Here is a 14,431-nt window from a genome sequence, read left to right as displayed (position 1 = left end):
GGAGATCTTCGACAGTTGGCGGAGATTCATCGGCGGGTTTTCAGGATGCCTACCAATGGGCGGGACAACTGCGCACCGTCGACATGCGCAAGGGCTCCGACGCGTCGGCCGAGTTCTTCATGGCCGTGTCGCGTCTGGAGAGCGGCGCTGGCTTCGCCTTCGGGGAGCTTGCAGAGCATAAGCGGCTGCGCGGGTTGGGCAGGGGTCAGTTCGTGGCCAGGCTGGCCTACCACTATGACCAGGTCAACTACCTGCATCCGTTTCGAGAGGGCAACGGTCGCACGCAGCGGATCTTCTGGTCCCAGATCTCAGAGCAGGGGGGCTACCTCCTCGACTGGCGCCCGGTGACCGGCAAGGTCAATGACCACGCCTGCCGGGACGCGATGGAGCAGCAGGACCTCTCTGGTCTCGTAGCGATGTTCGAGCAGGTCGTTGGAGCTGGAGACGGATCGTGACGGTCGTCGGATATACGCGGGTGTCGACGCAGGATCAGAACCTGCACTCGCAAACGGACGCCCTCACCGCTGCCGGCGCCGAGCAGATCTTCACGGACAAAATGTCGGGCGAGAAGGCCGCACGGCCTGGTCTGGATGACTGCCTCAAGTACCTTCGCGCCGACGATGTGCTGCTGGTCTACAGCACCGATCGGCTGGGTCGTTCGATGACCGACCTGGTGATGATCGTGGGGGAGTTGCACCGCCGGAACATTCAGTTCCGCTCGTTAACGGAACCGTTCGACACGACTACTGCCGGCGGGGAGTTGTTCTTCCACATCTGTGCGGCGTTCGCGCAGATGAACGGGCGCATCATTTCCGAGCGCACAACAGCAGGCCTCCCAGCTGCGAAGGCCCGCGGCCGCGTCGGCGGCCGACCCACCGTCATGACGCCCGATCGGATCGCTTTCGCCCAGCAGATGCGCGCCGACGGCGCCACCTGGCAGACGATCGCCGCCACTCTGCAGGTGGGAAGTGCCAGTGTCCTCCGCGCGCTGACGGGTGCTCCTGAGAACGTGCCGGCGCGGTTGACTTAGCGGCCAGGTCGATCGTGTGATTGTCGTTTCAGGTCGATGTAGTCAGACATCGGGGCCCCTGAGCGGGCTGCGTGCTGGGCAATGATTGGGCCGCTGTATCCGAGAAGGTCGATGAGCGTTCGGGCGTCAACCTGGCGGGCGAGGTCCTGCAGCGTTGTGTTCCTAGCTCTCTGAGGGTCGATGCCGAGCACCGGCAATCTGTCACCCAGAGTCTTGTGGTGGATGTGCTGGCCAGCACGGAAGCCGGGGAACAGCCACTCGGTGCCGGTGTTCGCGGTCTGCTGGTTGCCGCGCTTGGAGAGGTGTTCCCAGAACAGGGGTGCGATCAACTCCGGGATCGATGTGGGGTTGACGCCCAGCCTGATCATCATGCCGTCTGGAGGTCTCTCGACACGGTCGACAGTGAGGGCCACGACCTTGACCAGCGGGTGCGCCAAGAGGAGGAAGATCAGCCCGGCAACTCGGGTGGAGAGGGCTACCTGCTGGAAATCCAGGCAGTTGCGCACGAGCTCGATCCGCTGGTCCTGGGTGAGCATCGGGATGGATTTGGCGGCTCTGTGCGGCGCGGTGATCGTCTTTTGACGCGCCCGTCCGGGACTGAGCCAGTGCACAAAGTTGCGGATGTGTTTTCGTGTGCTCGTGCCCTCTGCGAGGTACTCATCGACGTGCGCCTGGCGAAGTCCAGCAACGACGGTACCGTGTTCCTCGAGCAGCCAACGCAGGAACTTGCCGGCCTCGGTGATCTCCTGCTTCGCCGATTGAGTCGCCGTGTTCATGTTTTCGGCACCGGCATCAAGTTTCCGGCGGAGATTCTTTAGGTGGTGCCAACGGGCGAATTGCTCGATCGGACGGTGAACGTCTGGCCACTGTTTGAGTTCGGTAAGGCGTGTCTCAAGCCACCGCTCGAACTGGGCGAAAGGCAAGCTGGCTCGCTACCTTGATCGCGGGGTGGCTCAGAGATACGGTGACTCTTTTTGACGGTACGCAGCCCCTCGGTGTTCGTTTCACCTCCAAGCACGGGCACCCTGCCGGCGGCACCGGAACGTGCTGGGCGTATTGGACGCGTGCGACCGACGCAGGGTTGGACGAGCCGATCGAAATAGCCGACGAGATCGCCATCGCCGAGCGCGACGCGGACTTGAAAACGGCACAGGCGTTCTGCAAGATCCAAACCCGCTGACAACCGAAATCAGAAACGCCAACTGTCACGGGCTGGCAATCGCGCAGGACTTCACCTGTCTCGTCGCGCGGCTGGGTACCCGGACGCGCCCGATGGATGAAACGCATAGTTACGAGAGTCGCTGCTGGCCGTCATAGCTTGGAGATTAACTGTCTCGTGTCTAGGTATCCATGGCGTGCGAGACGGAAACTACGACTCTGCGATGCGTTTTTGCGCTTGTGTGTCAACGGGGGCAACGTGACGGTTCGTTGAGCAGGAGCGCCGCGGCCTATTGGCGGTGCGGGTGTGTGCGGTTAGGGTTCCCAAGTGACCCAGCATCGGCACGATCGGCTGTTGCGTGCATTGGCCCAGATCTGTCTCGTTGGTCGTTACACGTTTCGACGTCCTGAAACCATTCGAATCAGGAATGCGATCACGGCGAGAACCAACAACACCACGCCGACCCATAGCAGAAAGTTAAGGGACTGCACAAAGCCCCCGGTGATCAAGAGCACAATCGCAATAATGGCCACAATTACAAACAGGATGTTCATCGTTCTACTCTCCCTCGTCCACTGCGCTTCTACTGGTCTCTACTGGGTCACCATACATCCCGAGGACGCACCGGAAAAGTTTTCGGTCACCTCATCCCGATCACGGCGCCTAAATTTGAGTGGCGTGAGCTCTAATTGCTGGAGTCCTGCTACGCGGCGGAGGACGCTATCGCTGATTCCAAACGGTCGAACGTGAGGTTCTGGTGCGGCACCTCAATATTGAGGACTTCGAAAGTCGAACCGTAGCGGTGGATGTACCCGAGTACCTTCTCGGGTGAACGCTCGTTTTGCCGCCGGTCACCTACACGCCACTCGTGGTCCGAAAGAGGACGCACTTCGAGGTCTTCTGCCGTAAACGGTTCATGACTGTGATTCACCGTTAAATCTCCTTCGTGTTGAACAATTCGTCGAACTTGGTCGATGTTCCGCCCGACCTTAGGGTGACTTGGGAAGAGCGGGCAGCGGTACCATCCGCCGCAAGCTCATCCAGATCTCGGCCCGGATCTCCACCTCGGCCAGACGGATCGTGCTGCACCTGCCGAAGGATTGGTCCTGGAAAACCGGATGGTCGGCGCTGTTCGCGTCAGTTTGCGGCCCACCAACCCTGATAGTTCGAACGCCACCATGCGGAATCCGCGTTGGTTTCGTCAGGGGTCGGTCCTCAGTCGCGCTATGAGCGTGACCAACTTCATGGCTGGCTTATCGCGGACCTGATGGCCGTCAGCGCGCGTACTGGTGTCCAGTGGTGGGGGCCGGAGAGTCTTGCTTCCATCTGGTTCCTCGCTGCGGCTCTCCAATGGAGTGTGGGCGGGAGCGTTGGCGCGTCCCGCCCACTCGTGGGGCCGGTGGTCAGCGCGCCGAGTACCCGCCATCGACGAGGTGGTAGCTGCCGGTGATGAAACTAGCGTTTTGTGACAGCAGGAATATGACTAGGTCGGCGACCTCATCCGCCGTTCCGAGCCGGCCGATTGGGTGCAGGCCAACGAGTCCGTCGTACGTTTCTTTCGGCAGGGTGCTGAGCAGTGGAGTGTCGATGTAACCGGGGCCAACGGCGTTGATGCGGATGCCTTTGGTTGCGTACTCGAGGGCGGCCGCCTTTGTCAGTCCGACGACGGCATGTTTTGCTGCGACGTACGATGAGGCGTTGAGTTCACCGTTGGTGCCGAGGATGGACGAGACGTTCACGATGGACCCACCGCCCGATTTTTCGATGGCGGGGATTTCGTAGCGCAGGCTGTAGAGGACGCCGTTCAGATTGACGTTTATGACCTTGTCCCAATCGGAAAGGTCGAGTTCGCCGACGGGGGCCGGGGCCGGGGCGATTCCCGCGTTGTTCACCGCGAGGTGAAGTGCGCCGTATGTGTCGATCGCGAACTGTACGGCAGCATCCGCTTGTGTCGGAACGGTCGTGTCCTGCGCGACTGCTGCGGCGGAGTGCCCCGCCGCCGTGATGTCCTCGGCTACCTTCAGCGCGGCGTCGAGCCTGAGGTCACTGACCACGACCGATGCGCCCGCCGCGGCCAGCTTTCGTGAAATGGCCGCTCCGATGCCGGAACCGCCGCCCGTGACGAGTGCCACTTTCCCCTGAAAATCAGTCATCGAATTATCTCCCTCGTTGCTTGCCTGAGCCATTCACTCGCCACCCTACTCGGGGCCAGCTCACCGAGGCCTACGAGGGCTCATTTCGATTCGTCCTGCCTCGAGGGGTATGCGCACCGGGTCGCGTTCACCTGCATAGGTCTCAACGTCGGTTATGCGAAGGCCACCGTGTTGTCGTTATCGATGTGTGGTCCCATGCAGAGGGGACCCGACGACATTCTCTGCGTCTGGACACCGGACACTAAACAACCTCGGCCGATCCGTCCAAGAAGTCCTCACCATCGCCGACGCCCTCTCGGTCAACCGTGTGTAGGGCACCGGGATCGTACCGAATATTCGCGAACGCACTCTCTTCTATTCAGACCGATTTCAGAGTCTCCCGCCCACTGTGACCTATGAAACTGCCGAGACCGTCTCTCTCCCGTTCGTGTCTTCCCGCCGAATTTCCTCCGCATTTGTGCGGAGCTTCTTGACGTCGCGGGTGGGGATCCCGAGACGGTCGGCGACCTCACCGCGAGGCGTGCCGAGTGCGAGCATGGAGGCGATCACGGCGTCAGCGTTGGCCCGTGCAGCCGCGCTCCGTTTAGCTGCACGCTCACGTACCGCGGACATTTCCTTCTGTGCGGACGCCTCGATTTCTTCGAGGGAGTCGGTGGCAACAAAGTAGTCGGTGGCGAGTTGTTCGAGCTTGTCTTGCTTCGCACGGAACTCGGCTGCTTTCGCGCGCGCGCAAGTGCGAGCGGCAGTCTGCTTTGCGGACTTGCGAACGTCGGCCATGATGATCCTTTTCAGTGTATGAACCTCCATTATGCAGGCACGCCCGATGGGCGCAGGGCAGCCGGGCCACCCAAGATCGGGCGGCCCGGCCCACGTGCACAAGCCTCTCGGTTTCGCCACATCGACCGCCCGTTCGTCGTCGCCTTTCGTACCCCACAGCTCCTTCTCACTCCTGCAGTCTCCGCGTCGAAACCGCACAATCTTTTCGATCGTGGCCAACCCCTGTTCCTCATTCTTCGTCTCTCGTTTTGTTACACCTCTGGCATTAGTAATAGACGAGGTAAAGTGAGCGGGTGATGACTATGCATATCCTCTCTGCGGGAGACGGGTATGTGTACTACACCAACGAGGTCGCGACCGGTGATGCGAAGCGGGAGAGCGGCCGTGAGCTGGGCGATTACTACACCGAGGATGGCAACCCTCCCGGTGTTTGGGTCGGCGGGGGACTGGCCGCACTCGGCGTCTCCGGGGTCGTTACGGAGGAGCAGATGAAGGCCCTCTACGGTGAGGGTTTGCACCCGGACGCCGAACGAATCATTGCTGACGCGCAGGCGCAGGGCAAGACTGTGGGGGAGGCCACGAAGGCCGCCAAGCTCGGCCGTTCCTACTACGGGTACAGCACCGACGGCACGGACCTGTCCGCGAAGATCACAGCCGGCTACACCGACTTCACGAAGCTGAACGTGCGCGAACCGAACGTCGCCGACCGGCGTGCGATCCGCACTCGTGAGGGTGACCTGGCGTTCCGCGACGCGAAGGGCCGGCCGCCGGCGGACAAGGAAGAGCTGGGCCGGTTCATCACGGCGGCGACGCGTCCGACGCAGCAGGCTGTCGCCGGTTTCGACCTGGTCTTCTCGCCCGCGAAGAGCGTGTCCGTGCTCTGGGGCCTCGGCGACGAGGACACCCGGAAGACGATCGAGGATGCGCAGGCGGTCGCGATCCTGGACACTGTGTCGTACCTGGAGCGGGAAGCGATCGCGACCCGTGCGGGCACGAACGGGGTCGCGCAGATCGACGTCGAGGGTGGGCTGGTGGCGACGCGGTTCCGTCACTACGACTCTCGGAATGGTGACCCGCAGTTGCACGACCACTTGGTCGTGGCGAACAAGGTCAAGGGTGTCGATGGGAAGTGGCGCACGATTGATTCCAAGCTCCTGCACCGTCAGGGTGTGGCCGCGTCGGAGTTCTATAACCAACGCGTCATGGACGAAGTCACCACCCGCCTCGGCCTGACCACGGAGCTGCGTGAGGTCACCCCGGGCAAGCGGCCCGTGGTCGAGATCGCCGGTGTCGATGAGCGCCTCACCGGGGTGTTCTCGACCCGGTCGGCGGACATCAAGAAGGTCGTCGGTCAGCTTGAGAAGGATTACCGGGCCACTCACGGGCGCAGCCCGGATGCGGTCGCCCGGATCAAGCTCGCCCAGCAGGCCACCCTGGAGACTCGCCCCGCGAAAGCCCATGCCCGTTCCCTCGCCGGCCTCCGCGCCGAGTGGGCCACGAAGGCCGCCGAACGCGTCGGCACCGCCATCGTCACGAACCTCCTCAAGGATGCCCGCGCCGCAGCGCCGGCCCTGGGCAGCCGGCCGGGGGAGCCGCGTGTGGTGGATGTGGACCGTGCTGCGCGCGAGGTCGTGGCGACGGTGTCGGAGCATCACGCGGTCTGGGGGCCGCACATGATCGAGGCCGAAGCCCGTCGCTGGGTCCAGAAGGAAACCAGCCTCGGCCCGGTCCCCGTAGGAACGGTCGAGCTAATCACGCGGCGTGCTCTGGAGACGGACTCGATCGCGGTGACCCCGCCTGCTCCGCACGGTTCCTTCGAACCCCTGACCCGCCGGGACGGGTCCAGCATCTACGAGCACAAGGGCCGTATGCTCTTCACCTCCACCAGCCTCCTCGCCGCCGAAGATACGTTGTTGGACGCCGGCCGCACCCGCACGATCGCCCCCATCACGGTGGCCGAGTTCGACCGCACCGCAGCCCGGCACACCGGACCGTTGGATGCCGGGCAGCGGGCCCTGGCCCGCGAGTTCACGACATCCGGCACGCTCCTCGTCGTTGCGACCGGGCCCGCCGGCGCCGGGAAGACCACCGCCCTCGCGCTGGCCGCCCGCGCCACCGAGCAGGCCGGCGGCCGCCTGATCGGGTTGGCACCCTCGGCTACGGCGGCCGCCGTGTTCCGCGACGCCGTCGAAGTCCCGGCGGCCACCATCCACTCCTTCGTCCGCGCCTACGACACCCACGGGGACGCCACCCCCGACAGTCGCCACCCGGAAGAACTGAAACTGCGGGCGGGGGACATCATCGTCGTCGACGAGGCCGGCATGGCCGGCACCCTCAACCTCGCGAAGGTCACCAGCATTGCCGAGCGTCACGGCGCGCACGTGCGCCTGATCGGCGACGACCGGCAGCTCGCAGCCGTCGAGTCCGGCGGGGCGCTGCGCCTACTGGAACGCGAAGTCGGGTCCGTCAAGCTCGAGGAGATCCACCGGTTCACGTCCCCGGCCGAGGCCGAAGCAACCAGGCAGCTGCGCGACCCGGTCACGGTGGGGGACCCGTTCCGCTGGTACGTGGACAACAACCGGGTTACCGGTGGCAGCATCGACCGGATGACCGACCACGTCTTCGCCGCCTGGCAGCACGACGACGAAGCCGGCAAGAACGCCGTTATGCTCGCCCAACAGAATGTGACCGTCACCGACCTCAACACCCGGGCGCAGGCGTACCGGCTGGGTTCCGGCCTCGTCTCCGGGAAGAAGTCCTCACAGCTCCGCGACGGATTGGCCGCGTACCAGGGCGATCGGATCGTGACCCGCTTGAACGACGCCACTCTCCGCACCGGGCGCGGCACCGACCGGGTCAAAAACGGTGACGTGTGGACGGTGGGGAAGGTGCAAGCTGACGGGGCGTTGACTGTCACCCATGCCGGGCACGGTGGCCGCATCACCCTCCCCGCCGAGTACGTGCAGAACAACGTCGAGCTCGGCTACGCGTCGACCATTCACCGGGCGCAGGGCATGACCGCGGACACCGCCCACGTCCTCGCCGACTCCTCCACCTCCCGCGAACTCGTCTACGTCGGAATGACCCGCGGCAAGGAAGCCAACCACCTCTACGTCGAGACCGAAGATGCCCAACCCATGAGCGACGTCCTGGCCACCATCGCCGGCCACAGCGACGGGATGCTCTCCGCCACAGAAACCATCCGCGCCGAACAAGCCCGAGTCGATGACCTGGTCACCCTCATCGACCAATACGGTGACGTCGCCGAACGCGCCAACACCGTCCGCTTCACCCAACTCGTGGGGCACACCCTCGACGAGCAAGATGCCCGGAGGCTCACCAGTTCCGAGAGCTGGGGAGCCGTCACCGCAGCCCTCACCCGCGCCGAAACCCAGGGCCTTGACCCGGCCAATGTCCTGCGGGACTTGTGGAACGAACGAGAACGCGGCACCGCCGACGACGTCGGCGCCGTCCTCTCCCACCGGATGGAACGACGCATCGAAACAGCCCCCGCCGACCAGACGCCGACAGCGGCCGAGCGTCCGGGGATGCCGACATGGATCGCAGATCGGCGGGTGCTGGACGCGGCCGGTACTGACCCCGCGTGGCGGGACCACTTGGCGGAGCGGTACGAGTACCTCGCCGTCCGCCTCGAGGAACGCGGCACGGCGATCGCCGCGGAACAGCCCGCCTGGGCGCAGCAGCTTGGCGACGTCCCGACCGAGAGCGCCCGGCGTCAGGAGTGGGTGCTGCTCGCAGCTGAAATCGACGTGTTCCGTGACCGGTACAAGGTCGACCCGGCACAAACGCTGGCCATCCCTGAGGCTTACCGTGAGCGCAATGTTGGTGCGGAGCTCGCGGCCCGAGTGACGGCCCTAGAGAAGATGCAGTCTCAGGCTACCGCGCCGAGCACGCCCGAGGCCCGAGGCGGGCCGGCAGAAGCCGCTCACCGCGCTCGAGGTGATGCGTGCCGCGAACCGGACGACGGCCGACCGGCAGCGGGAAGCGCAGCGTGCTGCCGGCCTGACCGTGAAGGCACGGCCGGCCATCCGCGGCGATAAGGCCACAGGAACCGAAGACCAGCGCGGCCGCGATGACGGCCGCGAACGGTAGACGAAATGTTCATTGTGATTAAACAGTCGGCAAGATACCGTAATTGACGACTCTCTCAGAAGGAAGCTCCCATGAAACCCAGCCCCGGATCCGACGGCGAATACACCGACAAGGAACCTGAAACCGACACGACGACCCCAGCTGGCAAGCCGGCCGCCACTGACGGGGACGCTGCAGGCGAGTACACGGATAGCGACACCCCAACGCGGCCAACGCCCAAGACCCGTAGCAGCTGACCTGGATGCCGGGCGAGGTCTGCTCCGACCAGTTCATTCTTAGGGACAGTGGTGCTTTTCCGTGGTTCTTGGACCGGTTTCGTGCCCGATTGGCCGCAGCAGCTCGGCGACGTCGCGACCGAGAGCACCAGGCGTCAAAAGTGGGCGCGCTTCGCCGCTGAAGGCAGATGTTCCGCGACCGCTACACGGTCGACCTGGCCCAGGCGGCGGCCATCCTTCTGGCGTGTCGGGAGTGTAGGGTCGATGCGGAAGTGCGGCCGGCGTGATGGCCCTGCAGGGGGCAGGGTCCAGTAAGACGAATGAGTGCCCGTACCTGAGGATGCCTGATCGCACGCTATCAGAGCCTGCTGGGGCGGTTCTCGGGTCGATGTTAGCGTCGAAGTCACCGATACCGTCAGGAGTTCCAATGACCGACGCCCTACCCGTCACTTTCACTGCAGGCGATGTTGGCCAGTGGCGTATTGATCGCATCATCGCGGTGACCGGTGACGGGCTCCCCGCCGCCGCGCGTCTGCTGATTCGTGAAGGAGCGGCAGGGGATGAATCATGGTTGTCGGGGTCATCGGCCACGGATACCCCGGGGTGGACCCTGCGCGGCACCGTTAGTCATCAGCGTTACACGACCGCTGCCGAACTGGCCGAGCTGACGGCGCGGTCACCGGCTCTGGGCCGACCCGGCGCGACCGTCGCCTCCTTTATCCCCATCACCAAGTCAAAGGAGTGGTGGGAACTGGCCCAAGACGAACGCCGGCAGATTTTCGAGGAAACCAGCCACCATATCCGACGTTCCATGAACTCGCTGCCAGCTGTGGCCCGGCGGCTCCATCACAGCCGTGATGGGGGTGGGCCGTTCGATTTTTTGACCTGGTTTGAGTACGCGCCCGAAAGTGTCGCGGATTTCGACGAGCTGCTTGATGAGTTGCGGAGCACCGAGGAATGGATCTTCGTCGAACGCGAGGTCGAGGTGCGCTTGTCGCTCGGTTTGCAGTGACGAGCGCCCCGATGCCCGTCAGTTAACCCCAGATGATGAGCCGAATAGCAGGTTCCTGCTCGGCTACTCTGCATTAGATGCACTACTTACTGACATAATACACATGATCGGTCATATTGCCCAACAAATGACCCGACATAACACCCGCAAACTGGTAGCCTCAGGTCATGAGCGATATGTCAGCCGGGGATGGTTCTCGTTCCGGCGCTGATCGCGCGGCACATAAACGCTCCGTGGGTCTGAGCGTTGCTGAGATCGCAGCGGTGTTACAAGCGCAGCTGGGCCAGGTGCTCCTTGGGGTAATCTCGGGTAAGAACGCCCGCACGCTTGCTCGCTGGACACATGCAACGGTGCGGCCGCCGCGTGCGAGTGAAAAGCTTCTCAGAGACACATTTCAGGTGCTCGAGATCCTCTGTTCGGTTTGTTCGCCTGACGTTGCCAGGGCGTGGTTTATGGGTATGAACCCGGACCTGGGCGATGCTTCGCCGGTCGAAGCTCTCTCGGAGGGACGTTCCCGGGAGGTCATGGCCGCGGCGCGGTCCTACGTCGCCGCGGGCTAGGCGTTTCATTGTGGTGCGAGTGCGCGCCGGTCACCGATTGCAGCGGGGAGACAATGGGGCCGTTGCCCGTGATGATGTTGCTCTTCCCGATGGATACCTCGAGTTCCTCGGTGACCTCGAACGGTGCGTCCGGGATGCGCAGAGTCGAGAGCTTAGGGCAGATCGTTACGGGCGATGCTGACGAGCTAAAGTGATCGAGTGGTAGTGCTTTCGATCAAAATCGATCATTTTGCGTTGCCGTAGCAACCGACAAGGAGGCATGTCATGCCTGGGGATTCGACGCGGCATGAGGCGCCACTCGGTGCCGGCGCCGCTGTTCTTGCCTGTGATATCGGGGGCACAGACACAAAGGCGGCACTGTTCGACCCTGCCGGGCGGATGCTCGGGCTCAGCCGAACAGCCACCCCGCTTCGGGGAACCGACACGGCTGACGCTGTGCTCGACCTGGTTGAGCACCTCGCTGCTGGATTCGCCCGTGACTTCCCCGATGTGCATCCCACGGCCGTCGGCCTGATCGCCCCTGGCATCGTCGACGACGAGCAAGGAATCGGCATTCATTCGGCGAACCTGCACTGGGACAACGTGCCGTTCAAGAAGCTCACTGAGGTACGCCTGAACCTTCCGGCCTCGTTCTCACACGACGTGCGCGCCGCCGGCGAGGCGGAGCATCGGCTCGGTGCGGCCCGTCCGTTCCGTGACGCCGTCGTCATGGTTATCGGCACCGGTATCGCGGCATCGATCATCCTGGGTGGCCGCGCTCACATCGCTGGCGGTTTCGCTGGGGAGATCGGTCATTCGATCATTGACCCGTGCGGTGAGGTGTGTGCTTGCGGTGCCGTGGGATGCTTGGAAACCGTGGCGTCAGCCGGGGCTATTTTGCGCCGCTACTGTCTGGCCGGCGGCCGGCCTGCCGAGCCGATGCCGGCCAGCGCGAAGCAGGTGCTTGCCCTTGCCCAGACCGGCGACCTTGAGGCCCGACGGGTCTGGAACGATGCCCTCGACGCCCTGGCCCTTGTCATCGAGCAGCTCGCCTCGGTGCTTGCCCCCGAAGCCGTGGTCATCGGCGGCGGGCTGTCTCAAGCCGGAGACGCCCTGTTCGTGCCCCTGCGGGAACGTGTCGATGCGCTGCTCAGCTTCCACCGTCGACCGCTGCTGCTGCCCGCCCGGATTGGTGAGAACGCCGGGCTCCTCGGTGCGGCGCTGCGTGCGCGAGCTGCCGCGGAACGCGGGGCGACACCACCAACGATGCCAACGCTGTGACGACGCCGATGATAGGAACCACATGCCTCTGAACCGTTCCGAACGACTTGCCGCGGTGCTCGACCTTCTCGCCGAATCCGGCCAACTGGAGGTCGACGACATCATCACAAAGCTCGGCGTTTCAGCGGCGACCGCCCGCCGCGACCTCGACACTCTCGCCTCCCAGCAACTGCTCACCCGCACGCGCGGCGGCGCGATCGGACAATCCGTTGCGTACGATCTGCCGCTGCGCTACAAGCGCGAGCAGAACGCGCCGCAGAAGCTCCTGATCGCACGCGCCGCAAGCGCCCTGGTGTCTCGCGGCGCCGTCGTCGGGCTTTGCGGAGGCACAACCAGCACTGCGATCGCCGGTGTGCTGGGTGCCAGGGCCGACATCATGGAGGCGTCGCCGCATGCCACACTGACGGTCGTGACCAACGCGCTCAACATTGCCGCCCAGCTGGCGATGCGCCCACAGATCAAGACTGTCGTGACCGGCGGAGTCGTGCATTCGCGCTCCTACGAGCTGGTCGGTGCGTACAGCGACGCCGTGCTGCGGCAGGTGCGCATGGACATCGCGTTCATCGGCGTGAATGGCATCGATCCGGTTGTCGGCCCGACCGTGAACGACGAAGGCGAGGCCGCCGTCAATTCCTTGATGGCTGAGCGCGCCACCCGGGCTGTGATCGTGGCCGACTCCAGCAAGATCGGCCGCATCGCGTTCGCCAGCTTGGGCGAGTTGCATCGCTTCAGCGCGCTCATCACGGACTCGGGCATCTCGCCGGAGCAGCTGGCCGCATTCACCGACCATGACGTTGAGGTGATCGTCGCATCGTGACCAGCGCACCCACCCATATCATCCACTCCGCTCGCCTGGTCTCCGGCGGGCGCACTACCCCGGACGGCTGGGTGGCGTTCGCGGGTGACGCGGTGTCGGACGTCGGATCGGGCACCGGCTGGCAGGCGCTGGGCGCCAGGACGGACGACGTGACGGATGCCGCCGGCCGCCTGCTCACACCCGGCTTCATCGACATCCATTGTCACGGAGGTGGCGGGTTCGCCTTCGACGAGGGAGCTGATGCCATCCGCACGGCCCTCGCCGTTCACCACCGCCACGGAACCACCCGCATCGTGCTCTCCCTCGTCACCGCCAGCCAGACCGACCTCGAGTCCCGGCTTGCTGTCGCCGCGGATGCGGCTGAAACGAACCCGCTCGTGCTCGGCGCGCACCTTGAAGGCCCCTTCCTCGACGACACCTACCGCGGTGCGCACGATCCGGCGCTGCTGCGAACCCCTGACGCCGAGTCCATCGACCGGCTCCTCGCCGTAGGGCGTGGCCATCTTCGCCAGATGACGCTCGCGCCCGAGCTGCCGGGTGCACGGGAGGCCATCCGCACCCTCGTCGATGCCGGAGTCGCCGTGGCCGTGGGGCACAGCTCCGCCGACTACGCCACCGCCCTGACCGCGTTCGAGGCTGGCGCGTCAATCCTGACGCATGCGTTCAACGGTATGCGCGGGATCCACCATCGTGCTCCTGGTCCGGTCGCGGCAGCCACCCGCTCACCTGACGTGATGTTGGAGATCATCAATGACGGGGTGCACGTGCACCCGGAGGTGGTGCGTCTGGCCTTCGCCAGCGCGCCCGGCCGGATCGCACTGATCACCGATGCCATGGCCGCGGCCGGCTCCGATAATGGCGATTACCTGCTCGGGACGCTCGCTGTGACTGTCACCGACGGCGTGGCCCGCCTCGCCAACGGAAAGGGAGACGGCGCCATCGCCGGCTCCACGCTCACCCTCGACGCGGCTTTGCGACGGGCGGTCACCGAAGTGGGTATCCCGATCGAAGAGGCGGTCACCGCGCTCACCGAGACCCCCGCACGGGCCGTCGGGCGCAGCCGTGACCTAGGCCTGCTCGCGGTCGGCTACGCCGCCGACGCAGTGCTGCTGGACGATGAGTTAAACGTAGACGCGGTTTTTGCCGCCGGCCGGCACGTACTGGTCTAACGCACAGCCAGTGGCGATGCCCTCGTCTCCGTTGGTGCGATCTCACCGCGCTGGACAGGTGTAGTCGGACCGTCAGCACAATGCCGTCCGAAAATAATTTGCGTTCTTTTGTTGCTAGATGGATACTTATTTTCAGAGCAGTCGGGCCAATCAGTCCCGCAATCAC

Annotated in this window: 12 protein-coding genes; 8 read left to right on the top strand and 4 right to left on the bottom strand. The window is 64.4% G+C overall.

The window, feature by feature from the left end:
* The first annotated feature begins 83 nt into the window (after positions 1-83).
* Positions 84-455, top strand: a complete 372-nt coding sequence (locus CXY81_RS17115; RefSeq protein WP_233194203.1) for a Fic family protein — start codon at positions 84-86, stop codon at positions 453-455.
* Entirely contained in the window at positions 452-1,030 is a 579-nt protein-coding gene (locus CXY81_RS15000) for a recombinase family protein (protein ID WP_104195323.1), read from the top strand. The genes CXY81_RS17115 and CXY81_RS15000 overlap by 4 nt, the downstream gene beginning before the upstream one ends.
* Here the strand turns inward: CXY81_RS15000 and CXY81_RS14995 are convergent.
* The 4 genes from CXY81_RS14995 to CXY81_RS16470 all read right to left on the bottom strand — a co-directional run bounded on the left by CXY81_RS14995 (position 1,027) and on the right by CXY81_RS16470 (position 5,338).
* A complete protein-coding gene (locus tag CXY81_RS14995; RefSeq protein ID WP_104169311.1) occupies positions 1,027-1,806 on the bottom strand; it encodes a hypothetical protein in 780 nt (259 codons plus the stop codon). The two genes, CXY81_RS15000 and CXY81_RS14995, sit on opposite strands and share 4 nt — an antisense overlap.
* A gap of 772 nt (positions 1,807-2,578) precedes the next feature.
* Entirely contained in the window at positions 2,579-2,743 is a 165-nt protein-coding gene (locus CXY81_RS16755) for a hypothetical protein (RefSeq protein ID WP_199180835.1), read from the bottom strand.
* Positions 2,744-3,592: 849 nt separating this feature from the next.
* Entirely contained in the window at positions 3,593-4,342 is a 750-nt protein-coding gene (locus CXY81_RS14985) for an SDR family NAD(P)-dependent oxidoreductase (RefSeq protein ID WP_199183074.1), read from the bottom strand.
* 393 nt (positions 4,343-4,735) lie between these two features.
* Positions 4,736-5,338 carry a hypothetical protein gene (locus tag CXY81_RS16470; protein ID WP_158252080.1) on the bottom strand — a complete coding sequence of 201 codons (603 nt, stop codon included), beginning with the start codon at positions 5,336-5,338 and terminating at the stop codon, positions 4,736-4,738.
* A gap of 77 nt (positions 5,339-5,415) precedes the next feature.
* Between CXY81_RS16470 and mobF the strand changes: the two genes are divergently transcribed.
* The 6 genes from mobF to nagA all read left to right on the top strand — a co-directional run bounded on the left by mobF (position 5,416) and on the right by nagA (position 14,265).
* Complete coding sequence (mobF, locus tag CXY81_RS14975; RefSeq protein ID WP_104195321.1) at positions 5,416-9,180, top strand: MobF family relaxase; 3,765 nt, start codon at positions 5,416-5,418, stop codon at positions 9,178-9,180.
* 694 nt (positions 9,181-9,874) lie between these two features.
* On the top strand, positions 9,875-10,459 hold the full coding sequence (locus CXY81_RS14970; protein ID WP_104169295.1) for a chlorite dismutase family protein: 585 nt from the start codon (positions 9,875-9,877) through the stop codon (positions 10,457-10,459).
* Positions 10,460-10,626: 167 nt separating this feature from the next.
* The gene (locus CXY81_RS14965) at positions 10,627-11,019 is read left to right on the top strand and encodes a hypothetical protein (protein ID WP_146067713.1); all 393 of its coding nucleotides are present in this window, start codon (positions 10,627-10,629) and stop codon (positions 11,017-11,019) included.
* 264 nt (positions 11,020-11,283) lie between these two features.
* The gene (locus CXY81_RS14960; RefSeq protein WP_104195320.1) at positions 11,284-12,279 is read left to right on the top strand and encodes an ROK family protein; all 996 of its coding nucleotides are present in this window, start codon (positions 11,284-11,286) and stop codon (positions 12,277-12,279) included.
* 28 nt (positions 12,280-12,307) lie between these two features.
* Positions 12,308-13,096, top strand: a complete 789-nt coding sequence (locus CXY81_RS14955) for a DeoR/GlpR family DNA-binding transcription regulator (protein ID WP_104169296.1) — start codon at positions 12,308-12,310, stop codon at positions 13,094-13,096.
* Positions 13,093-14,265, top strand: coding sequence for an N-acetylglucosamine-6-phosphate deacetylase (gene nagA, locus CXY81_RS14950; protein WP_104195319.1), 1,173 nt, complete (start codon positions 13,093-13,095; stop codon positions 14,263-14,265). Before CXY81_RS14955 ends, nagA begins: the two co-directional genes overlap by 4 nt.
* Positions 14,266-14,431 lie beyond the last annotated feature (166 nt).

The organism is Cryobacterium sp. M25, assembly GCF_002929635.1.
In the GTDB taxonomy this organism is placed as follows: Bacteria; Actinomycetota; Actinomycetes; order Actinomycetales; family Microbacteriaceae; genus Cryobacterium; species Cryobacterium sandaracinum.
Note: the sequence above shows the minus strand (reverse complement) of the source record. Positions and strands in the feature narration are given on the sequence as shown.

Excerpts from the sequence above, each read along its gene's own strand:
- CXY81_RS14995 (WP_104169311.1), bottom strand. The coding sequence starts at position 1,806 with ATGAACACGGCGACTCAATCGGCGAAGCAGGAGATCACCGAGGCCGGC.
- CXY81_RS16755 (WP_199180835.1), bottom strand. The coding sequence starts at position 2,743 with ATGAACATCCTGTTTGTAATTGTGGCCATTATTGCGATTGTGCTCTTG.
- CXY81_RS14965 (WP_146067713.1), top strand. The coding sequence starts at position 10,627 with ATGAGCGATATGTCAGCCGGGGATGGTTCTCGTTCCGGCGCTGATCGC.
- CXY81_RS14960 (WP_104195320.1), top strand. The coding sequence starts at position 11,284 with ATGCCTGGGGATTCGACGCGGCATGAGGCGCCACTCGGTGCCGGCGCC.
- mobF (WP_104195321.1), top strand. The coding sequence starts at position 5,416 with ATGACTATGCATATCCTCTCTGCGGGAGACGGGTATGTGTACTACACC.
- CXY81_RS17115 (WP_233194203.1), top strand. The coding sequence starts at position 84 with ATGCGCAAGGGCTCCGACGCGTCGGCCGAGTTCTTCATGGCCGTGTCG.
- CXY81_RS14970 (WP_104169295.1), top strand. The coding sequence starts at position 9,875 with ATGACCGACGCCCTACCCGTCACTTTCACTGCAGGCGATGTTGGCCAG.
- CXY81_RS14985 (WP_199183074.1), bottom strand. The coding sequence starts at position 4,342 with ATGACTGATTTTCAGGGGAAAGTGGCACTCGTCACGGGCGGCGGTTCC.